This is a genomic window from Reyranella sp., from assembly GCF_017305915.1.
Lineage (GTDB): Bacteria > Pseudomonadota > Alphaproteobacteria > Reyranellales > Reyranellaceae > Reyranella.
The window spans coordinates 190,809-210,429 of record NZ_JAFKJN010000014.1 but is presented as its reverse complement, the minus strand read 5'-3'; the positions used below and the strand labels follow the sequence as shown (position 1 = coordinate 210,429).

Annotated in this window: 20 protein-coding genes; 8 read left to right on the top strand and 12 right to left on the bottom strand. The window is 67.5% G+C overall.

Annotation, left to right across the window (positions count from 1 at the left end):
* Positions 1-348: 348 nt before the first annotated feature.
* Positions 349-1,329: a tripartite tricarboxylate transporter substrate binding protein gene (locus tag J0J01_RS13415; protein WP_296381333.1), complete on the bottom strand. Its 981-nt coding sequence runs from the start codon at positions 1,327-1,329 to the stop codon at positions 349-351.
* Positions 1,330-1,408: 79 nt separating this feature from the next.
* Here J0J01_RS13415 and J0J01_RS13410 point away from each other — a divergent pair, with 79 nt between their 5' ends.
* Together J0J01_RS13410 and J0J01_RS13405 are read left to right on the top strand one after the other, a co-directional pair.
* The gene (locus J0J01_RS13410) at positions 1,409-2,005 is read left to right on the top strand and encodes a YoaK family protein (protein WP_296381331.1); all 597 of its coding nucleotides are present in this window, start codon (positions 1,409-1,411) and stop codon (positions 2,003-2,005) included.
* 151 nt (positions 2,006-2,156) lie between these two features.
* Entirely contained in the window at positions 2,157-2,405 is a 249-nt protein-coding gene (locus J0J01_RS13405) for a hypothetical protein (protein ID WP_296381330.1), read from the top strand.
* A 1-nt stretch (position 2,406) separates the two neighbouring features.
* Here J0J01_RS13405 and J0J01_RS13400 read toward each other — a convergent pair whose 3' ends face one another.
* Together J0J01_RS13400 and J0J01_RS13395 are read right to left on the bottom strand one after the other, a co-directional pair.
* Positions 2,407-3,477 (bottom strand): ferritin-like domain-containing protein, encoded by a 1,071-nt coding sequence (locus J0J01_RS13400; protein ID WP_296381328.1) that lies wholly within the window; start codon positions 3,475-3,477, stop codon positions 2,407-2,409.
* Positions 3,478-3,488: 11 nt separating this feature from the next.
* Positions 3,489-4,208 carry a response regulator transcription factor gene (locus tag J0J01_RS13395; protein ID WP_296381326.1) on the bottom strand — a complete coding sequence of 240 codons (720 nt, stop codon included), beginning with the start codon at positions 4,206-4,208 and terminating at the stop codon, positions 3,489-3,491.
* Positions 4,209-4,309: 101 nt separating this feature from the next.
* Here J0J01_RS13395 and ribA point away from each other — a divergent pair, with 101 nt between their 5' ends.
* The gene (ribA, locus tag J0J01_RS13390) at positions 4,310-5,473 is read left to right on the top strand and encodes a GTP cyclohydrolase II (RefSeq protein ID WP_296381324.1); all 1,164 of its coding nucleotides are present in this window, start codon (positions 4,310-4,312) and stop codon (positions 5,471-5,473) included.
* 176 nt (positions 5,474-5,649) lie between these two features.
* Here the strand turns inward: ribA and J0J01_RS13385 are convergent, their stop codons facing one another.
* The 6 genes from J0J01_RS13385 to J0J01_RS13360 form a co-directional block, all read right to left on the bottom strand.
* Entirely contained in the window at positions 5,650-7,278 is a 1,629-nt protein-coding gene (locus tag J0J01_RS13385) for an AMP-binding protein (protein ID WP_296381323.1), read from the bottom strand.
* A 118-nt stretch (positions 7,279-7,396) separates the two neighbouring features.
* Positions 7,397-8,128: an ABC transporter ATP-binding protein gene (locus J0J01_RS13380; protein ID WP_296381321.1), complete on the bottom strand. Its 732-nt coding sequence runs from the start codon at positions 8,126-8,128 to the stop codon at positions 7,397-7,399.
* Complete coding sequence (locus tag J0J01_RS13375; RefSeq protein ID WP_296381318.1) at positions 8,121-8,876, bottom strand: ABC transporter ATP-binding protein; 756 nt, start codon at positions 8,874-8,876, stop codon at positions 8,121-8,123. The genes J0J01_RS13380 and J0J01_RS13375 overlap by 8 nt, the downstream gene beginning before the upstream one ends.
* On the bottom strand, positions 8,873-9,814 hold the full coding sequence (locus tag J0J01_RS13370) for a branched-chain amino acid ABC transporter permease (RefSeq protein ID WP_296381316.1): 942 nt from the start codon (positions 9,812-9,814) through the stop codon (positions 8,873-8,875). The genes J0J01_RS13375 and J0J01_RS13370 overlap by 4 nt, the downstream gene beginning before the upstream one ends.
* A gap of 19 nt (positions 9,815-9,833) precedes the next feature.
* Positions 9,834-10,709 carry a branched-chain amino acid ABC transporter permease gene (locus J0J01_RS13365; protein WP_296381314.1) on the bottom strand — a complete coding sequence of 292 codons (876 nt, stop codon included), beginning with the start codon at positions 10,707-10,709 and terminating at the stop codon, positions 9,834-9,836.
* 120 nt (positions 10,710-10,829) lie between these two features.
* Complete coding sequence (locus tag J0J01_RS13360) at positions 10,830-11,993, bottom strand: ABC transporter substrate-binding protein (protein WP_296381312.1); 1,164 nt, start codon at positions 11,991-11,993, stop codon at positions 10,830-10,832.
* Between the two features lie 197 nt (positions 11,994-12,190).
* On the opposite strand from J0J01_RS13360, the gene ald reads away from it, so the two are divergent.
* From ald to J0J01_RS13345, 3 genes are all read left to right on the top strand, one after another.
* Positions 12,191-13,303, top strand: a complete 1,113-nt coding sequence (ald, locus tag J0J01_RS13355) for an alanine dehydrogenase (RefSeq protein WP_296381311.1) — start codon at positions 12,191-12,193, stop codon at positions 13,301-13,303.
* Between the two features lie 82 nt (positions 13,304-13,385).
* A complete protein-coding gene (locus tag J0J01_RS13350; RefSeq protein ID WP_296381306.1) occupies positions 13,386-14,450 on the top strand; it encodes a PepSY-associated TM helix domain-containing protein in 1,065 nt (354 codons plus the stop codon).
* 196 nt (positions 14,451-14,646) lie between these two features.
* Positions 14,647-16,770, top strand: a complete 2,124-nt coding sequence (locus J0J01_RS13345) for a TonB-dependent siderophore receptor (RefSeq protein WP_296381304.1) — start codon at positions 14,647-14,649, stop codon at positions 16,768-16,770.
* Positions 16,771-16,790: 20 nt separating this feature from the next.
* Here the strand turns inward: J0J01_RS13345 and J0J01_RS13340 are convergent, their stop codons facing one another.
* A complete protein-coding gene (locus J0J01_RS13340; protein ID WP_296381302.1) occupies positions 16,791-17,342 on the bottom strand; it encodes a hypothetical protein in 552 nt (183 codons plus the stop codon).
* A 96-nt stretch (positions 17,343-17,438) separates the two neighbouring features.
* Between J0J01_RS13340 and J0J01_RS13335 the strand changes: the two genes are divergently transcribed.
* Entirely contained in the window at positions 17,439-18,662 is a 1,224-nt protein-coding gene (locus tag J0J01_RS13335) for an ABC transporter substrate-binding protein (RefSeq protein ID WP_296381300.1), read from the top strand.
* A 16-nt stretch (positions 18,663-18,678) separates the two neighbouring features.
* Here J0J01_RS13335 and J0J01_RS13330 read toward each other — a convergent pair whose 3' ends face one another.
* Positions 18,679-18,843, bottom strand: a complete 165-nt coding sequence (locus J0J01_RS13330) for a hypothetical protein (protein WP_296381298.1) — start codon at positions 18,841-18,843, stop codon at positions 18,679-18,681.
* Positions 18,844-18,904: 61 nt separating this feature from the next.
* On the opposite strand from J0J01_RS13330, the gene J0J01_RS13325 reads away from it, so the two are divergent.
* Positions 18,905-19,384 carry a MarR family transcriptional regulator gene (locus J0J01_RS13325; RefSeq protein ID WP_296381296.1) on the top strand — a complete coding sequence of 160 codons (480 nt, stop codon included), beginning with the start codon at positions 18,905-18,907 and terminating at the stop codon, positions 19,382-19,384.
* A gap of 6 nt (positions 19,385-19,390) precedes the next feature.
* On the opposite strand, the gene J0J01_RS13320 is transcribed toward J0J01_RS13325, so the two are convergent.
* A complete protein-coding gene (locus J0J01_RS13320) occupies positions 19,391-19,600 on the bottom strand; it encodes a hypothetical protein (RefSeq protein ID WP_296381294.1) in 210 nt (69 codons plus the stop codon).
* Between the last annotated feature and the right edge of the window lie 21 nt (positions 19,601-19,621).

The window sequence follows — 19,621 nt, the reverse complement described above, 5'->3', positions numbered from 1 at the left end:
CGCGATTGCCCTCCGCACCGCCATCCCGCGGCCAACGGCGCACGGCCAAAACCAGCTTCCGACAGACGCCTTCGGCACGCCTGCTCAACCTCCGCATACCGCTCTCGCGCCGCCTGCCAATCTACCTCTCGGTGAGAAATGCAGGCTAGAGCGATTTCCGGGCAGATGGAACCGCCCGCGGTTCCATCTGCCCGGTAATGCGCGCACGGGCGTTGTTGTTGCAGCAGGCATATTCCGTTCGGCTGATTCCAGCCGAACGGAATATGCTCTAGGGAATCAGGGGCGCGAATCGCATTCCATTGCCCAGAATGAGCTTCGCCCGCACGGGCTTATCCACAGCCGAACAGGCTACTCGGGCTTGATCCCGCGCTCGCGGATGATCCGGCCCCAGCGCTCATGCTCGCCGCGCATGAAAGCGACGAACTCGGCAGGCGAGTTGCCGACCGGCTCGGCGCCGAGCTCGGCGAGCTGCGCCTTGAGCTCCGGCGTGGCGATGATGCCGACCAGCGCGTCGTGCAGCTTGTCGACGATGCGCGGCGCCGTGCCGGTCGCGACGAAGACGCCGTTCCAGCCGATCATCTCGTAACCCGCGACACCCGCCTCGCCCATCGTCGGCAGGTCGGGCACCAGCGGCGAGCGATGGCGGCTGGTGATCGCCAGCGCCTTCAGCCGGCCGTCGCGCACCAGCGGCACGCTGCCCGGCACGTTCTCGATCATCACCGAGACCTGGCCGGCCGCCAGGTCGGCGAGCGCCAGCGCGCCGCCGCGGTACGGCACGTGCACGAGGTCGATGCCGGTCATCGACTTGAACAGCTCGGTGGCGAGGAACGGCGTGCTGCCGATGCCGGCCGAGCCGTAGTTCAGCATGCCCGGGTTGGCCTTGGCGTAGGCGATCAGCTCCTGCACAGTGCTCACCGGCACCGAGGGATGGGCCACCAGGATCAGCGGCGCCGAGTTGACCTGGGTCACCGGCAAGAGGTCGGACATCGGCTTGTAGCCCAGCCGCGCATAGAGATGGTCGGCCACCGCCAGCGAGCTGTTGCACATCAGCAGCGTATGGCCGTCGGCCGGCGCGTGGGCGACGAACTCGGCACCGACATTGTTGGCGGCTCCCGGCTTGTTCTCGACCACGACCTGCTGGCCGAGCTTGCGCGCGAGGTGCTGGGCGAGCAGGCGGCCGATGATGTCGAGGATGCCGGCTCCCGGTGCTGCCGGCACCACGAAGCGCAGCGGCCGGTTCGGCCAGGCCTGCCCCAGGGTCTGCGGCGGCAGCAGCGCCAGCGGGCTCGCCTGCAGCAGGTGGCGCCGGGTCAGGGTCGTCGTATTCATTTGTTTATGGTTCCCCGAGGCGGACTATGACGAACCAGCAACCAGGGTGCCACTGCCGATGACAGCCATGCGGCCGCTGATGCAAGCCGGCCTGCTCACGATCGTCGCCGGCATGGCCGACGCGGTGGGCTACGTCGCCATGGGCGGCGTGTTCGCGGCCAACATGACCGGCAACACCGTGCTGGCCGGCATGGCGCTGGGCCAGGGCGACGTCGCGCTGGCGGCCAAGCGCATGGCGCCGCTCGGCACCTTCTTCCTGGGCGCGATGCTGGCGCGCCTGCTGCTCCGGCTGGGGCGCAGGCAAGCGGTGCCGCTGCTGCTCGAGGCGGTCGTGCTGGCGGTCGTCGACTTCCTGCCGATCGGCCGCGAGCCCGCGCTGCTGCTGGTCGCGCTGGCGATGGGCCTGCAGGCCTCGGCGATCACCCACTTCGCCGGGACCGCCGTCAGCACCGTGGTGGTCACCAGCACGCTCGCCCGCATCGCCGAGGCGACGCTCGATCGCGCCTGGCCGGCCCGCCACCCGCCGCCCTCGGTCGTCATGGGGCCGCGGCTGCTGGCGCTGACCTGGACCGGCTACCTGGTCGGCGCGGTCGCGGGCGTGCTGCTGATTGCGGTGCTGCCCTGGCCCTTGATCGTGCCGGCGGCGCTGCTGCTGATGGTTGTTGCGACCCTGTGACAACAGAAACCCGAAATCGGGTGCAGCGCAGCAAGCGCCTCCTATAGTTTCATCCTCAGAGGCGACATGAGGAGCGGCGGCCAAACATCGGAACCGACCCACGATCTTGTGAACGCAACAAACTGCACCACTGTGTAAAAAACAACCTCGAATGGAGAACGGCAGCAAGATGCGCCATCTGATGTGGATCCTCACCTGGATCGCCGTCGGTATCGGCGGCGCCCTCGGGGCGGCGAGCGTCATCATGCTGAGCGCCTCCCGGTCCACCCCGCCGGCGCAGACACCCGAGGTTGTGGCACCCGCAAAGGACCAGGATCCCGTCCTGGTCACCAAGCCCCGGCCCGGCAGCCCCGGCCGCAGCCTGATCCGCTACCGGCCCGGCCACGATCTGGCCGACTAATCTAGGCTTCCGGCGCGATCGCCTTCTCGACGAACATCTTGCGATCGAAATCCTCGGCGACCTGGCCGTCCTTGGCGAGCTGCTCGCCGACATCGATCCGGGCGTAGTCCATCACCCCCATCTCGGCGAAGGCCTTCTGCACCCGGGGACCCCACAAGCCAATATCCTTGACCGTCGGCACGACGCGGCTGAACAGCCGGCCGCGGAACGAGTTCATCTGCTTGGAATTGTAGTGGATCTCGTCGAGCACCTGGGCCGGCAGGCCGAGCCGCTCCCACACTTCCGACTGGTTGAAGCGGTCGCGCATGAAATGCAGCGCCTCGACCGTGAACTCCTCGCGCTCGTCGCGCTCGGCATCGCTGAGCTGCGGATAGAACTCGCGCAGCGCCAGCCGGCCGAACGACACATGGCGCGATTCGTCCTGCATCACATAGGCGTTCACCGCCGAGGCGAGCGTATTGCCCGCCTTGTCGCGGATCGACTGGAAGGCAGCCAGCGCCAGCCCCTCGATCAGCACCTGCATGCCGAGATAGGTCATGTCCCAGCGCCGGTCGGTCAGCGTCTGCTCGAGCAGCGTCTTCAGCGCCTGGTTGATCGGGTACGCGACCTTGAACTTCTCGTGCAGCAGCCGCTTGTAGCTCTCGACGTGGCGCGCCTCGTCCATCACCTGGGTCGCGGCATAGAACTTGGCGTTGATGTCGGGCACGGTGGCGACGATCTTGGCGGTCGCGATCAGCGCGCCCTGCTCGCCGTGCATGAACTGGCTGATCGAGTTGGCCTGAAGCTCGCGACGCAGCCAAGCCCGCTCCTTCTCGCTCATCTTGCGCCAGACGTCGGTGTCGTGGATCGACAAGGCCTCGTCCTTGAGCTGCATCGGATTGTCTTCGTCGAGCTCGAGCGACCAGTCGAGCCGCGTGCTGGCGTCCCACTGCTGCTTCTTGCCCTTCTCGTAGAGCTCGAGCAGCGCATCCGAGCCGTCGTCGTATTCCCAGTTGAAGTGGATGTCGGTCTGGCCGTCGAACTTCCAGTCGGTGATGTCGACGGGGAGCGAGTAGATGCGCTGGGTGGACATTTACCGAGGCCCTATGGTTGCAGCCGGTAGCCGCCGCGATCGGTGATCAGGATCGCGGCGCTGGTGGGATCCTTCTCGATCTTCTGGCGCAGGCGATAGATGTGGGTCTCGAGCGTGTGCGTCGTGACGCCGGCGTTGTAGCCCCACACCTCGTTCAGCAGCACGTCGCGCGCCACCGGCCGGTCGCCGGCGCGGAACAGGTATTTCAGGATCGAGGCCTCTTTATCGGTCAGGCGGATTTTCTTCTTGCCGCCTTTCTCCACCAGCATCTTGCCGGCCGGATGGAACTCGTAGGGCCCGATGGTCATCACCGCGTCCTCGCTGCGCTCGTGCTGGCGCAGATGGGCGCGCAGCCGGGCCAGCAGCACGTTGATGCGGAACGGCTTGGTGACGTAGTCGTTGGCGCCCGACTCCAGCCCGAGGATGGTGTCGGCATCGGAATCGGCGGCGGTCAGCATGATCACCGGCGCGCGCACGCCCTGGCGGCGCATCAGCTTGCACAGCTCGCGGCCGTCCATGTCCGGCAGGCCGATGTCGAGCAGGACGGCGTCGTAATGGGCGAGCTTGGCCTTCTCGAGCCCCTCGGCGGCGGTCCCGACCTGGATGGTCGTGAAGCCGTCATAGAGGTCGAGTTGCTCGGCCAGCACGGTGCGCAAAGCCTGGTCGTCGTCGACCAGGAGGATCTTCTTGCCGCGATTGTTGCCGGTCATGCCGCTGCCCGATGCATCCATGAGTTCAGTGTATCCGGTACGCTCGCCCTGCAAAAGCGGTTCACTTTCAACCGGATGGCCCGCTCCGTGCTAGACTTATATAAGGAGCCCCGATAGGACCTATGGCCGCCGCCCCCAACTCATCCCGCACTGCCACTGCGCAAGCCGCCGTCGAGCGCGCCATGGCGGAATTGCGCCGGGGCGGCATCGTCGTCCTGCGCGACGCGCAGGGCCATGGCGGGCTGGTCATCGCCGCTGAATCCTGCGGCCCGCAGGCCCTGCAGCACCTGCAGGGCCTGGCCCAGGACGCCCCCGTCCTGGTCACCACCCGCCGCCGGGCCGAGGCGATCGGCATGGAGATCCCGCCGCACATCGCGGGCGGCATGGGCGACCGCAACAAGCCGATCACCATCGACCTGCCGCAGGGCGTGCCGGTCGACATCATCCTGCGGCCGCACGAGAGCGAGACCGCCGGCCGCCACATCGCGCTCAGCCACCTCTCCCGCCCCGTGGCCAGCCACGCGCCGCAGGTCGCCGAGGCGGCGATCGAGCTCGCCAAGCTGTCGCGCCTGCTGCCGGCGGTGGTGCTGGGGCCGCTGACCAGCGACCGCGGCGACAAGCGGCGCGACTGGGCGCGCGAGCAGGACCTGGTCTATGTCGACGCCGAAGACGTCCGCGCCTACGAGGAGACGGCGGCGCGCAACCTGCAGCAGGTGGCGCAGGCGCACGTGCCGCTGGAGGGCGCGGAGAACGCCCGCATACTCGCGTGGCGGCCGAGCGACGGCGGCAAGGAGCACCTCGCCATCGTGGTCGGCGAGATCGACCCGACCGAGCCGGTGCTGATCCGGCTCCATTCCGAATGCTTCACCGGCGACCTGCTGGGCTCGCTGCGCTGCGATTGCGGCGTGCAGCTCCGGGGCGCCATCGAGCAGATCGCCAAGCAGGGCTCGGGCGTGCTGCTCTATCTCGCGCAGGAGGGTCGCGGCATCGGCCTGGTCAACAAGCTGCGCGCCTACGAATTGCAGGATGACGGCTTCGACACGATCGACGCCAACGAGCAGCTGGGCTTCGACGCCGACGAGCGCCTCTACGCCCCGGCCGCGACCATGCTCCAGCGCATGGGCATCAAGCGGGTGCGGCTGATGACCAACAACCCCGAGAAGATCGCCCAGCTCGCGCGCTACGGCATCGAGGTCGCCGAGCGCGTGGCGCACGCCTTCCCGTCGAACGGCCACAACGAGAATTATCTCCGCACCAAGGCCGAGCGCGCGGGGCACCTGCTGTAGGCATCCGCGGAATGCGCACCCCTCACCCTGAGGAGGGCGCGAAGCGCCCGTCTCGAAGGGCGAGCCCCCGCACCTTGCCTGTTGCCCACCCTTCGAGACGCGGCCCGACGGGCCGCTCCTCAGGGCGAGGTAATGGACTTGCGCGCCGCAGCTACCCACAGACCTGACCAACGCAGTTACGCGTGCTGGCGGCGCTTCAGGGAGCGCAGGTCGATGATCTCCGACAGGGTGCGCGGATCGGTCCCGGCCGGGTAGATGCTGTGCTTCTGGATCTTCTGCGTGCCCGTCGTGGGCAGGCTTTGCACGATGTGGATCCAGCCCGGCGGCTTGTAGTAGGCGAGGCGCTCGTTGCAATGGTGAAACAGCGCCGTCGCCGCCTCCTTCTCCGCCATCGCGCGCTTGAGCACCACGCAGGCCAGCACCTCCTCGTCACGAAGCTCGTCCTTCACCGCCATCACGGCCACCTGCTGCACATCTGGATGGGTGAGCAGCACGGCCTCGACCTCGGCCGCCGCGATGTTCTCGCCCGAGCGGCGGATGATGTTCTTCTTGCGCTCGACGAAATGCAGCATGCCGTCCGGCCCGCGCCACACCACGTCGCCGGTATGGAACCAGCCGCCCTGCCAGGCGGTCTCGGTGGCCGCCTCGTCCTTGAGATAGCCGGAGAAGCAGCCGCGGCGCGGCGTCTCCGACGAGTGGCGCACCAGCATCTCGCCGGGCTGGCCATCGGCGACGTCGCGATCGGCATCGTCGACGACGCGAACCTCGACGCCCGGCACGGCCCGTCCGAACGCGCGGGTGCCCACCTGGCGGGGCTCGGCGGTGTCGCCCAGCACGCGGACCATCTCCGTCATTCCCCAGAGCTCGATCATGGGAAAGCCGAAGCGCTGCTCGAACGCCGCGTGCAGCTCGGGCTCGATGCCGGCGCCGATGCCGAACCGGACCTTGTGGCGGCGTTCGTGCTCGCCAGGCGCCAGCTTCAGCAGCACCGGCGCGATCACCCCGAGATAGTGGACGACGGTGGCGCCGGTCTCGGCCACCTCCCGCCACCAGCGCTGCGGATGGAAGCGATCGGGCTGGATCTGGCAGTTGCCCGTCACGATGGCGCCCATCAGCGAGACCACGCCGGCGTTGGCGTGATAGAGCGGCAGCGGATTGTAGATGCGATCTTCGGCCCGGCGCAGGCCGGCCATCCCGCCGAGCGAGGCGTACCAGGCGCCGGACGCCATCACATAGCCATGGGACAACACGCAGCCCTTGGGCCGGCCGGTCGTGCCGGAGGTATACAGGATGCTGGCCGGCGTCTCGGGGACGGGCCGCGTGTCGCGTGCCGCGTGCGACACCTTCTCCAGCGATCCCGGGAACGACTCCGATACGACCACGCGGGGCCGGTGCGCCGCCTGCGCCAGGGCTTCGGCGATCGACGCCTGCCGCTCGCCGAGGGTCAGGACGAGGTCGGGTTCGCTGTGGTCGATGAGATAGGCGATCTCGGCGGCGCGGTAGTCCGGATTGATCGGCACGCAGCACACGCCGATGCTGTTGAGGGCCAGCGTGTGAAGCACATGCTCGGGCCGGTTCTCCAGCAGCGTCGCGACGCGATGGCCGATGCCGTAGCCCGCCTGCCGGTAGAGTCCCGCCAGCTCCTCGACGCGCTGCCCGGCCTCGCCGTACGACATCTCGAAGCCCGCCGGCAGATAGGCGCGGTCCTGATTGGCGGGCACGGCCAGGAACGGGCGACCGGCATGCGCGGAGACCGCAGCCGCAAACGCTGCAGCGATGGTCGTATCGTCCATGATCTCGGGCATGACTTCCTCGTTGCAGCGCGGGCGCGCGCGTCGCCGCATAGTAGAGCACGTTCCGCTTCGGCAAAATCCACCTCACCCTGAGGAGGCGCGAAGCGCCGTCTCGCTTCGTGCGGCTCGCTCATACCGTCAAGAACTGTTGCACGATGCTCTTGTCGGCCTGCAAGTTGGCGGGTGTGCCGGTGAAGCGCACCTCGCCCTTCTCCAGGATGTAGACGCGGTCGGCGAGCGCCATGACGAACTGCAGGTTCTGCTCCGCCAGCACGATCGACAGCCCGGTCGCCTTGAGCTCAGCCACACGCTGGCGGAGCTGCTCGACGATCAGCGGCGCCAGTCCCTCCGACGGCTCGTCGAGCAGCAGCAGCTCGGGATTGCCCATCAGGGTGCGCGCGATGGTGAGCATCTGCTGCTGCCCGCCCGACAGCACGCCGCCGCGGCGGTCGCGGATCTCCTTGAGGTCGGGGAACAGCGCGAACACCTGCTCCTCGCGCCAGGTCGTCCGGCCGTCCGGGCCGGCGCGCCGCGCGATGTCGAGGTTCTCCCAGACCGTGAGCTCGGGAAAGATGCGCCGGTCCTCGGGCACGAAGCCGATGCCCAGGCGGCAGATGCGGTGCGGCCCGAGCCGGGCGATGTCCCGCCCCTTCCACATCACCCGGCCGCTGGCCGGCGGCGTCAGGCCGATGATCGAGCGCATGGTCGTGGTCTTGCCGACGCCGTTGCGGCCGATCAGGGCGATGCACTCGCCGGCATGGACCTCGAGCGACACGCCGAACAGGACGCGGCTCAGCCCGTAGGCGGTGTGGATGGCCTCGACCTGGAGGTCAGCCCCCTGACCGGCCCCCCGATTAGCCATGACCGCCGTGCTCCCCGAGATAGACCCGCCTGACCTCGGCATCGTTGCGCACGGTATCCGGTTCGCCGGAGGCGATGATCTCGCCGTGATGCAACACCGAGATGCGCTCGGCGATGCCGAACACCACGGCCATGTCGTGCTCGGTGAACAGCAAGGTGAGGCCGCGTGCCTTCACGATGTCGCGCACCGAGGCGATGGTCGCGGCCGTCTCCTGCGGCGACATGCCGGCGGTCGGCTCGTCGAGCAGCAGCAGGCGCGGCTGGGAGGCGAGCGCGATCGCCAGCTCGAGCTGCTTCTGCTTGCCGTAGCTCAGCTCGCCCGCGGTCTCCGCCGCCTCGGCCGCGAGGCCCACGAGCTCCAGCAGCTCGGCCGTTCCCTCGCGGTGCAGCGAGCGGCCGGGGCGGAACAGGTTCCATTGCTGGCCCTCGTGCGCGATCAGCGCCACCTGCACGTTCTCGAACACGGTGAGCCTGGGATAGATGTTGATGCGCTGGAACGAGCGGGCGATGCCCAGCCGCACGATCTTCTGCGGCGGCAGGCCGATCAGGTCGCGGCCCTCGAACGACACCGCGCCCTTGTCGGGGCGCAAGTGACCGGTGATGAGATTGAAGAAGGTCGTCTTGCCCGCGCCGTTGGGCCCGATCACGGCGTGCAGCTCGCCCGCCGCGAGGTCGAGCGACACGTCGCGCGTGGCGACGAAGCCGGCGAACGACTTCCACAGGCCCGCGATGCTCAGCATGGCGGTCATGTCCTGCCTCGACGGGCCCCTCGATGGGCCTTGAAGCGAGCCGCCAGGCCGATCAGCCCGTCGGGCAGCACCAGCACGATCACCAGCAGGATCAGCCCCAGCACGGTCGGCCAGTAGGGCGTATACTGGTTGGTGAAGGTCTGCAGCAGATGAAGCGCGGCGGCGCCGAAGATCGGGCCGACGAAGGAGTAGATGCCGCCCAGCAGCACCATGATCAGCACGTTGGCCGATTCGGTCCAGAAGGCGTTCTCGATGTACATGCCGCGGTGGTACATGCCGAACAGCGCGCCGGCGAGGCCGCCGAACGTGCCGGCGACGGTGAAGGCGGCCCAGCGCATGCGCCGCGTGTCGACGCCGATGAAGCCCGCCCGCACGGCGTTCTCGCGCACCGCCACCAAGGTCAGCCCGAACGCCGAATGACAGATCACCCAGAGCGCCGCCACGCCCGCGGCGACCACGGCCAGCGTGAAGTAGAAGTAGCCGACATGATGGGCCAGCATTGCCGGCAGCTTGATGCCGGTGAAGCCGTCGTCGCCGCCGGTGACTTCCTTCCACTTGAAGGCGACGCCCCACACCAGCATGGCGAAGGCGAGAGTCAGCATGGCGAAATAGATCTGCGTCAGCCGCACGCAGAAGTAGCCCACCGCCGCGGCCACCAGCCCGGCCAGCACCACCGCCGCCGGCAGGCTCACCGCCAGCGGCCAGTCGTAGGTGGTGAGCAGGATGGCGCAGGCATAGCCGCCGATGGCGAAATAGGCGGCATGGCCGAACGAGATGTTGCCGGTGAAGCCGATGACGACGTTGAGGCTCAACGCGAACAGGGCATAGATCAGGACCTCGGTCGCGAGATCGACGGCGTAGCGGCTGCCGCTGAGCGGCAGCAGCGCCAGCAGCAGCACGACGATCGCGGAGGCGACCAGGGTGCGACGCTGCGGCATGCTCAGCACCTCGCCCCGCTCAATTGGTCTCTGGCCGGCCAAGCAGCCCCCACGGCCGGATGAGCAGCACCACCAGCATCAGCAGGTAGGGCAGCACGTCCTGCCAGTTGGGCGCCAGCACCGTGCCGAACTGCACGACGAAGCCGAAGGCCAGCGCACCCAGGAAGCTGCCCCACAGGTTGCCCAGCCCGCCGATGATGACGATGATGAAGCACTCGTTGATGACGGTGGCATCCATGCCCGGCACCAGCGCGATCCGGGGCGCGGCGAGCGCGCCGCCGACGCCGGCCAGCGCCGAGCCGATGGTGAACACCGCAGCATAGACCATCGGCACGTTGACGCCGAGCGCCGACAGCATCTCTCGGTCCTGGGTCGCCGCCCGAACGACGCGGCCCCAGCGCGTGCGGTCGACCAGCAACCACATGGCGACGGCGATCAATGGCCCGACCGCGCAGAGGAAGAGCTGGTACTGCGGCAGGGCAACGAAGCCCAGGTTCACCGCGCCGCCCAGCCCCGGCGGATAGCCGACCGAGTACTGGTCGGTGCCCCAGATCATCTTCGCCGCATCGCTCATCAGCAGCACCAGCGCGAAGGTGAACAGGAGCTGCATCAGGTGCTCCTTGTCGTAGAGGTGGCGCAGCAGCAGCCGCTCAATCGCGAAAGCGATGACGCCAAGTGCCGCCGCCGCCGCCAGCACGCCCACGAAGAACGGCGCGCCCCAGCTCTTGGCCACGGTGAAGGTGATGTAGGCGCCGAACATGTAGAACATGCCGTGCGCGAAATTGATCACCCGCAGCACGCCGAAGATCAGGTTGAGGCCGGAGGCGATGATGAACATGTTCATCGCCAGCGCGAGGCCATAGAACGCGTTCAGCGTGAACATGGTGAGGGTCATTCGGTCGGTCTCTCCCCTACCGTCGTCCCGAGCGTAGTCGAGGACCTGTTCTTGCCGGCCTGGCGACAAGAAGAGATCCTGCGGCTTCGCTCGGGATGACGACGGCGCGTCGCTCCGTCGTCACTTCGGCTGGATGTATTCCGCCGGCTCCATCATGCGGTAGGCACGATCGGGCTTCTTGACCATCGGTCCCCAGAACTGGCCGATATTGGCCTGGTGGGTCTTGGCGTCGATGGTGAGCTTGCCGACCGGTGTGCCGATCGACAGCCCCTCGAGGGCTTCCGCGACCTTGTCGGCCTCGGTCGACTTGGCCTTCTCCATCGCCGCCGCGGTGTACATCACGCCGATATAGCCCAGCGCCGCCCATTGCGGCGTTTCCTGGGTGTTGAGCTTCTTGGCGAGCTTGGCCTGGAAGGCCGCGTGCGAGGGATCGTTGCCGTGGTACCAGAGCTCGTAGGTGTTGGAGATGACGTTGTCGGGATACTCGCCCTTCAGCTCGCCGGCGATCTCGTGGCTGCCGACCTCGCCGCCGGAGATCCACTTGATCTTGTTGAAGAAGCCGAGCGGAGCGGCCTGCTTGACCCACGACACGAAGTGCGGCCCCCACAGGCCCGAGAGCACGCCGTCGCAGCCGGCGGCCATGACCTGCGGGATGAACGGATTGAAGTCGGTGGCGCCGAGCTTGGGCTTCAGCGTCAGCACGATCTTGGCGTCGGGCGCGTACTTCGGCATCGCCTTCAGGATGCCGACCTCGAGGTCGTTGCCGTAGGCATAGTCGAGCTCGAGATGGCAGATCTTGCCGAGCTTGTTCCTGCCGGCCAGCATCGCCATCGTGTCGCCTTCCTGGTCGGTGTTCGCCGAGGTCCGGAAGACGTACTTGTGCAGCTTGTCCGTGGTGATCTGGATGCTCTTGGGGACGGTCGAGATGTAGACGACCTTCTCCTGCTTCGACACTTCCGACATCGCCAACCCGACCGACGAGGCCAGCCCGCCCAGCACGATGTCGACTTTGTCCTTGGTGATCAGCTCCTTCATCGTCGAGGAGGCCGTCGCCGGATTCAATTTGTCGTCGCGCTCGATCGATTCGATCTTGCGGCCCATGATACCGCCCTTGGCGTTCAATTCCTCGATGGCGAGCTGGTGCCCGGCCAGCGCCGGCACGCCATAGACGGCGCCGCCGCCGGTGAGAGGATAGAGGACGCCGATCTTGATCGGCGGCTGCTGGGCAACCGCCGATCCGGCGCCGAGGACGCCCAGGGCGGCAAGAATCACGCTGTATTTCATGTTTTGTTTCCTCCCGGTTCGAGCACACGCGACTACGCGGGACGCAACAAACGGTAATCTGCACAGTGGAACCGGCATATTGCAAGTCGTGTCGACGGCGGCCGGCATCGAAGACGCCCCCGCGCGGCGGCATGAAATCAAATCGGGCCCGCCCCAACCGTCCGCCCTGTTAGGCTCGCTCGCAAAGGAGTGCGGCCATGCGCGTCGGTGTGCCCAAGGAGATCAAGGACCACGAAGACCGCGTCGGCCTGGTGCCCTCCTCGGTCGCCGAGCTGGTGCGGCACGGGCACGAGGTGACGATCCAGGCGGGCGCGGGCGTCGGCGCCGGGCTGGAAGACGCGCTCTACGTCGCCGCCGGCGCGCGCATCGTGGCCGATGCCGAGACGATCTTCCGCGACGCCGAGCTGATCGTGAAGGTGAAGGAGCCGCTGGCCCCCGAGCGCAAGCGGCTCAAGCCCGGCCAGGTGCTGTTCACCTATCTCCATCTCGCGCCCGATCGCGAGCAGACCCGGGACCTGCTGAAGAGCGGCGTCACCGCCATCGCCTACGAGACCGTGACCTCGCCGATCGGCACCCTGCCGCTGCTGACGCCGATGTCGGAGATCGCCGGCCGCCTCGCGCCGCAGGTCGGCGCGCGCTATCTCGAGAGCACCTCGGGCGGCCGCGGCGTGCTGCTGGGCGGCGTGCCGAGCGTACCGCCGGGCGAGGTCGTGGTGCTGGGCGGCGGCGTCTCGGGCACGCACGCCGCCACCATCGCGCTCGGCATGGGCGCCACCGTCACCGTGGTCGACCGCTCGGCCGAGGTGCTGCGCCGCATCGCCGTGCAGCTCCCCGGCGCGCGCACCATCTTCTCGACCCACGATGCGCTGGTCCAGGTGGTGCGCCGCGCCGACCTGCTGATCGGCGCCGTGCTGGTGCCGGGCGCCGCCGCGCCCAAGCTGATCACCAAGGAGATGGTGAGCACGATGAAGACCGGCAGCGTGCTGGTCGACATCGCCATCGACCAGGGCGGCTGCAGCGAGACCTCCAAGCCGACCAGCCATTCCGATCCGGTCTATGTCGTCGACGGCGTGACGCATTTCTGCGTCACCAACATGCCGGGCGCGGTGTCGCGCACCTCGACCTTCGCGCTCAACAACGCGACGCTGCCGTTCGTGCTGGCGCTCGCCGACAAGGGCTGGCGGCGCGCCATCGCCGAGGACCCGCACCTGCGCAACGGGCTGAACGTCCATGCTGGCAAGCTGACCTGCAAGCCGGTCGCCGAGGCGCAGGGCTTCGCCTTCACGCCGCCGGAGCAGCTCGCGGCTTGACAAAAGTGCCCCGCCGACGTTGAGAGTGCGAACCATTCTCAATTGATCGCCATCAGGCGAGGGCCGGATAATCATTACCCCGTTGGCCATTCTCGGCCTCGCCCATCGGCTCACCGGATTCGCCGTGTCGTTGTGGCTGCTGCTGCTCGGCGCGACCGGGAGCCTGCTGGCCTTGCAGGAAGACTGGCTGCCGCTCGTGCAGCCGGCGATCACCGGTCCGTTGCCTGGCGCCGGAGACGAGTCTGCGGCTGGTCTCGCCCGTCGCGTTCGTGCCGCCGAAGCCGGCTTCGGCAAGGATCGCGTGTGGGCGCTGGTGCTGGCGGGCCCCTCGAACGCGCTCGATCAGATCTACCTGCGCGACCAGACGGGCGGTGGCTTCCTCGACCCACACAGCGGTGCCGTGATCGCGCGCTGGCGGGGCAACGAGCGTTTCGTGGATGTGCTGTTCGAGCTGCACCGCTCGCTGCTCCTCGGGCAAGGCGCGAAGAAGGCCGTCGGCATCGTCGGCTTGGCGGGACTCGTGCTGGTGCTGTCGGGCCTGGTCCTGGCCTGGCCCGCGATCCGGCGATGGCGGGGGGCGGCGTGGCCGAGGAGCGCGACGCGGGCGGCGATGGTTGTTGCCCACCGCGAACTCGGGCTCATCGTGGCGCTGCCTCTGCTGGTGACAATGACGACCGGAGTGGCCGTCGTCTTTCCCGCGACGACCAAGGCCCTGCTGCGCGCCGTCTCGGGACTGCCGGCTCCCTCGGCATCGATCTCAAAGCCAGTGGACGCAGCGGCAGACATCGCCTGGCAAGCCGTGTTCACGGCGGCCCTCGAGCGCTTTCCCGACGCGTCGCCCCGCGTCGTCATATTGCCCGCCGCGCCCGGATCGCCCATCGCGGTGTGGCTGCGCCAGCCGGCGGAATGGCATCCCAACGGACGAACGACCGTCGACGCGACGGCGGACGGCACGGTGATCCAGACGCGCGATGCCGTGGCCGTGCCGTTGACCGACCGGCTGGTCAGCGAAGCCTACGCCGTCCATGCCGCCAAGGTCGGCGGGCCGATCTACCGGTTCGCCCTCGCCCTGACGGGCTTGGCGCTCGCCCTGCTCGCGTCGTACGGCGCGATTGCCTACGCCCGCCGCCTGTTCGGCCGTCGGTAGCGCCAACAGTTCTCTTCCGAAGTGCAATTAATAATCATTTTCATCACCTTGGATCGCAGCTATGTCACTTCCCGCGATTGCGAATCACTTGCACTTGAGTTGACGTTGGGGAGTTGGGGTCTTGGCCTACAAAACAAAGGAAAGCCGTGGATCGCGTTGGCTGCGCGCGGTTCTGACGGCAGCAGCGTTCGCCCCCTTGGCAGCCCCGCAAGCCGGCGCCGAACCCGAGGCCGCACAGGCGACCGGCGGCGACCCCGCCGCCCCGACGATGACGCCGGTGCAGGTCTTCGGCCGGCGGACGAACCCGAATGCGACCATCGACAACCTGCCGCCGGAATATGCCGGCGGCCAGGTGGCGCGCGGCGGCCGCCTCGGCGTGCTCGGCAATCGCGACATCATGGATGCGCCGTTCAGCATCACCAGCTTCACCTCGAAGAAGATCGAGGACCAGCAGGCGGTCACCGCCGCCGACGTGGCGAGGAACGATCCGTCGGTGAAGTTCTCCGCCCAGACCGGCGGCACGCTCGATGCCTTCTTCATCCGCGGCTTTCCCGTCGCCGAGGGCAACTCCGGCGAGGTCGCCTTCGACGGCATCTTCGGCGTCGCGCCGAACTACCGCGTGTTCACCGACTACGCCGAGCGCATCGAGATCCTCAAGGGCCCGTCCGCCTTCCTCTACGGCATGTCGCCCAATGGCAGCATCGGCGGCACCATCAATGTCGTGCCCAAGCGCGCCGAGGCCGATCTCGCGCGCTTCACCGCCGAGTACACGTCGAACCTTCAGGCCGGCGGCCACGTCGACTGGAGCCGGCGGTTCGGCGACCAGCGCGAGTTCGGCGTCCGCCTCAATGCCAGCTATGGCGGCGGCAACACGCCGATCGACAAGCAGTCGCGCGGCGCTTTCGTCGGCTCGCTGGCGTTCGACTATCGCGGCGAGCGTTTCCGCGCCTCGATCGACGCAATCGCCCAGGAGGAGAACATCATCGCGCCGTCGCGGCCCTTCCTGGTCTCGGCCGGTGTCGCCGTGCCGGCGGCGCCCGACGGCCATCGCAACGTCACGCAGTCCTGGGAGAACTCGAAGATCGGCGACCAGGGCGGGCTGCTGCGCGCGGAGTACGACCTCGCTGACGGCCTGACGATCTTCGGCGACCTGGGCGGCGCCCACACCCGCGTCGACCGCGTGTTCGGCACACCGACCATCGTCAATGCCAACGGCGACACGACCAACACGCCGGCGAGCTTCATCTTCGACATCAACCGCTTCACCTACGACGGCGGCCTGCGCGCCTCGTTCGCGACGTCGGCGATCCGGCACATGATCACCTTCCAGGCGCTCAGCTATCGCGAGGATCTGTCGCGCGGCTCGACCAACGGCACGGCGATGACATCCAACATCTACACACCGATCGACCGGACGGCGCAACGGATCGCCACGCCGCTGTCGGTGCCGAAGATCTCGCAGACCAGCCTCGTGGGCTTCGCGCTGTCCGACACGCTGTCGGCGTTCGACGAGCGCCTGCAGCTGATGCTTGGCGGCCGCCAGCAGCGGATCGTGTCGGATAATTTCAGCCCCGCCGGCCTGACGACGTCGTCGTACGACAAGAGCGCGCTCACGCCGATGGTCGGTCTGGTCGTGAAGCCGCTGAGCAACGTGTCGGTGTACGGAAACTACATCCAGGGCCTGAGCAAGGGCGACATCGCGCCCGGCACGGCGTCGAATGCCGGCGAGGTGCTGGCACCCTACGTCGCCAAGCAGTACGAGGTCGGCATCAAGGCCGACTTCGGCAAGATCGCCGCCACGCTCGCGGCTTTCCAGATCGAGAAGCCGTTCGGCCAGCTCGTCGGCAACGTGTTCAGCGCCGGCGGCGAGCAGCGCAATCGCGGCCTCGAGTTCGCGGTGTTTGGCGAGATCGTGCCCGAGCTGCGGGTGCTCTCGGGCCTCACCCTGCTCGACGCCGTGATGACCCAGACCAACTCGCCGGCGACGGTCGGCAACCGGCCGATCGGTGTCGCCGCCGTCCAGGCCAATCTCGGCCTCGAGTGGGACACGCCGTTCCTGACCGGGCTGACGCTGGGCGGCAACGTCGCCTATTCGGGCCATGCGTATGTCGATGTCGGCAACACGCAGAGCATCCCCGCGTGGACACGCTTCGATGTCAGCGCGCGCTACCGGACGACGATCGCCGATCGCCCGGTCAGCCTGCGCGCTGCCGTGCAGAACGTGTTCGACCTCAACTACTGGAGTGCGGTGGCGAGCTACGGCGCGCTGATGCAGGGCGCACCACGCACTGTGCAATTGTCGCTCTCGACCGACTTCTAGGGCTCGCGGCGTGACCGCGTTCAACGGCAGTCGGGGCGCCGCGCCGAGCTGCGCACCCGGAGAGTCCAGTCTTCGTCACTCCGCATGGGGATGCATTCCGCCTGCTCGGCGGCGCTGACGAAGCGCAACCGGCGTTCTCTTCCCGGCAGCGACTCATAGTCGAAGGCGCCGAGATAGATCCAACCGTCCGCTGCCGTGCCCGTAATCGATTGGCTCTTCAGGGGATCGAGCGATGTCAGATAGTCATCGTCCATGGGGCCCAGCACGGCGATTTCACGTCGAGGCGTGAGATAGAGGCTCGCACGACCGTTATGCGCCCAATCGAAAGCGGTCATCGCCATCCGGATCGTCGCCTTCGGCGTCGTCACCTGGCGATATCGGCCGGAGTCGATGTTTTCGTCCCATGTGTAATAGAAGCGAAGCGCAAGGATCACAGGCATATCCGTTAGCGTCACACCGGCTGAATAGACCGGCACGAACGTGCCCCAAACGATCAAGGCAGCGATAGGAGTCAGCGGGATCGCAACGACAATCGCCGTAAACAGACTCAGTGAGTGGCGCAGAGACCGCATAGCGCTCTGCTATGGGCCGACGACGTTGAAAATTCGTGGAGACGCGCGACAATTCCCGACGATCCCGTTGAAACGGGACGCGCAGGAGGAAACGCCATGTCCAGGATCACCCGCCGCGGCGTCGTGGGCGGCACTGCCGCCGCTTTCGCGTTCGCCCCCGCCATCGTCGGCGCGCAGAAGAAGTACGATCCGGGCGTCACCGACAAGGAGATCAGGCTCGGCCACACCAATCCCTATTCGGGGCCGCTCTCGGCCTACGGCGTGATCGGCAAGGGCATCGCCGCCTACTGGCAGATGGTCAACGATGCGGGCGGCATCAACGGCCGCAAGATCAACTTCATCACCTACGACGACGGCTTCCAGCCGCCCAAGACGGTCGAGATGGTGCGCAAGCTGGTCGAGGACGACCAGGTCTTCGCGATCTACCAGCTGCTCGGCACGCCGACCAACACGGTGGTGCAGAAGTACCTGAACCAGAAGAAGGTGCCGCAGCTGTTCGTCGCCACCGGCGCGTCGAAGTGGGGCAACCCCAAGGAGTTCCCGTGGACGATGGGCTGGCAGCCCGACTACGCCACCGAGGCGGCGATCTACGCCAAGCACATCATGGCCAACCATCCCGACGGCAAGGTGGCCATGCTCTACCAGAACGACGATTCGGGTAAGGACTACCTCAACGGCTTCATCGCGGGCTTCGGGACCGCGAAGGACAAGTACCTGATCAAGACCGCGAGCTACGAGGTCAGCGATCCGACGGTCGACAGCCAGATCATCCAGCTCAAGGACTCCGGCGCCGACGTGCTGTTCAACGATGCTGCGCCCAAGGCGGCGGCGCAGGCGATCCGCAAGGTCGCCGATCTCGGCTGGAAGCCGGCGCACTATCTCGCCAACGTCGCGGCCTCCGTCGCCTCGACGTTGAAGCCGGCCGGGCTGGAGAACAGCAAGGACATCATCACCGCGGCCTACCTCAAGGATCCGACCGACCCGCAATGGGCCAACGCACCGGACTTCCTCGAATGGAAGGCGTTCATGGCCAAGTACATCCCGCAGGGCAACCTGGCCGATGCGTCGTACACCTACGGCTATGCCGTGTCGTCGACCATGCGCCACGTGCTGACGCAATGCGGCGACACCCTCACGCGCGCCAACCTGATGAAGCAGGCGGCGAGCATGCAAAAGCTGGTGGTGCCGCTGCTGCTGCCCGGCATCAGCATCAACACCAGCGCGAGCGATTTCTATCCGATCCAGGCGGTCCAGCTCGCCCGCTTCGACGGCGAGACCTGGAAGCTGTTCGGCGACGTGCTCAGCAACGAAGGCAGCTGAGCCTCTTGCCGCCTCCCTAGAAGCCGAACACGGCGAAGCGGATCAGCACCGCGGTCACGCCGACCGCCAGCAAGCCGATGCCCAGCCCGACCGGCGAGCCCCAGCCGTGCCAGCTCATCACCGCCTGCTCCATGGCGGGATCGCGTTCGTCGAGGCGGGGAAGAGAGGCGGATGGGGTCATGGACGGCTCCTGTGGCGGGTGGCATCATCTCCAAGACTAATTATCTTGGTAAAAGAGATATATGGCCACGAAGAGACCGAGTCAAGCCGGCAAGGGCTCCGTCGCCGAGCGGCTGATGCTGGCGCTGCGCCGGGCTTCGGCAGCGGGCGTGCTGCACGGCCAGACGATCGCGCGCCGGGCCGGCCTCAACCCGACCGACATGGAGTGCCTCGACCTGATCCTGATGAGCGGGCCCTCGACCGCAGGCGAGATAGCGCGCCACACCGGGCTGTCGAGCGGCGCCGTCACCGGCCTGATCGACCGGCTGGAGAAGCTGGGCCTGGTCGAGCGCGCGGCCGATCCGAACGACCGGCGCAAGGTCCTGGTAGAGGTGCGCCAGGACCGCATCAGCCCGCTGGCATCAGCCTTCCGGCCGCTGGAGAAGCGGATGCAGGCCCTGCTGGCGCGCTACAGCGAGGCCGAGCTGAAGCTGCTGCTCGATTTCAGCGAACGGTCGGGAGAGATCATGCTGGCCCGGGTCGCCGAGCTCGAGCGGGAGTAAGGCAGGTCAGGCCGCGACGGCGCGCGTAGGCTTGGTCGGCGCGGGCTTGGCCGGCCGGTCGGGCAATGTCTCGGGGCGCTGGCTGGCGTGGCGCTTCATCCGGGCGCGCAACGAATTGGTGCGCAGGCCCTTGCTCATCAGCTTGAGCTGCCGCAGCTCATCCGAGATCCGCTGCCGCTGCTTGCCGTCGTTACCGTATACCTTCTGCGCTTTCATCACCCCTCCGTCTTTCCCAAC